Annotated in this window: 1 protein-coding gene and 2 pseudogenes; all 3 read left to right on the top strand. The window is 64.0% G+C overall.

Going from position 1 to position 1,463, the window contains the following annotated elements:
* Positions 1-316: pseudogene (locus ABT116_RS45815) on the top strand (3-carboxy-cis,cis-muconate cycloisomerase); the annotation flags it as partial.
* Complete coding sequence (locus ABT116_RS45810) at positions 313-717, top strand: alpha/beta fold hydrolase (protein ID WP_351647095.1); 405 nt, start codon at positions 313-315, stop codon at positions 715-717. The pseudogene ABT116_RS45815 and the gene ABT116_RS45810, both read left to right, overlap by 4 nt.
* A pseudogene (locus tag ABT116_RS45805) lies at positions 600-1,271 on the top strand (alpha/beta fold hydrolase); the annotation flags it as partial. The gene ABT116_RS45810 and the pseudogene ABT116_RS45805, both read left to right, overlap by 118 nt.
* Positions 1,272-1,463 lie beyond the last annotated feature (192 nt).

Here is a 1,463-nt window from a genome sequence, read left to right as displayed (position 1 = left end):
GGCGCACCAGCTTTCCGTGAGCCTCACCGGCCTGCAAGTACACACCGAGTCGATGGCTCGCAATCTCGACATCACCGGTGGCCTGATTCTTGCCGAGCGTGTCACCAAGGCTCTGTCCGCACACACTGATCGAGCGCGCGACATCGTCACAGCGGCAGCCACTTCCGGGGTCGGACTGGATCGAGATCCCGCTGTCGCAGAACACCTGAGCGAAACCGAGATCGCCGAATTGCTCGACCCCGCACACTATCTGGGCCACGCCACCGATCTGGTCGACCGCGCCCTCGCCGAACGCCCTACAGGAGGATCTCGATGAGCGTCGCGCTCAACTTTCAACAGACCGGCATTCCTGATGCTCCCGCAGTGGTTCTCCTGGGGTCACTCGGATCCGATCTGTCCATGTGGCAGCCGCAGATTCACGCGCTGTCGAATCGCTACCGCGTCATCGCCGTCGACCATCGCGGCCACGGCAAGTCACCGGTTCCCGCCGGCCCCTACTCCATTGCCGATCTCGGCGGCGATGTCATCGCTCTCCTCGATTCGCTCGAACTCGAGTCCGTACATCTGGTCGGGCTCTCCCTCGGCGGCGCTGTCAGCCAGTGGATCGCCGCGCACCACCCCACTCGCGTCGAGACCTTGACCTTGATGTGCACGTCCTCGCAGTTCGCCCCGGCTGTCAGCAATTCGCGAGGACAGGTCTATCCTGGGAACTCGTGAGTGTCGCTAACGTACGAAGTGCCGGCGGGGTCCAGATCAGCTACCGCGATTCCGGTTCGCATCCCGGTGTCGCCGATCTGCCTCCGGTAATCCTCGTGCACGGGATGGGCGGCGACAGCGGTACCTGGGACAAGTTCGCGCGGACCTTGCGATCGCGCAACCGACGAGTTGTCTCGGTCGATCTTCGCGGCCACGGCCGGAGCGCTCGGGCGTCGTCGTATCTCTTCGACGAGTTCGCCGACGACGTCATGGACGTGTGTGATCATCTCGAACTCGACCAGGTGGATCTGGTCGGTCATTCGCTCGGCGGGCACGCGGCGTCGTTGATCGCTCAGAAACGCCCCACGGCGGTACGGAAGTTGGTCATCGAGGAAGCACCGTTGCCACTACGCGCAGGTGACCCGGAACAGGTGTTCGCGAGGAAATTGCCGAGTGTGCCAGAACTGTGGCACGCCACAACAAGTTTGGTGCGGCATCCGCGCGCGGCGCTGACGTTCGATCGCTCGATGACGCGATCCGCGCTCGAGCAGTTCCGCCGACCGGATCCGCAGTGGTGGGATCGGTTGTCGCTCATCGAGGCTGACATGTTGTTCCTGCGTGGAGGTCTGGGCGGGATGGTGGACCCCGTTCGCCTCGACGCTGTTGCAGCCACCGTAAGATCGCGCCGCGCAGGGTGCCCTCGTACGGGAACCCGCATCTCTCGGCAATCCGGCACGAGGCGTCATGGCCGACCGCGTGGTCCAACT

Origin of the sequence: Streptomyces sp. NPDC002130, assembly GCF_040296465.1 — a bacterium.
Classification (GTDB): Bacteria; Actinomycetota; Actinomycetes; order Streptomycetales; family Streptomycetaceae; genus Streptomyces.
The sequence above is the reverse complement of the archived record's forward strand: the minus strand, read 5'-3'. Positions and strand labels throughout refer to the sequence as shown.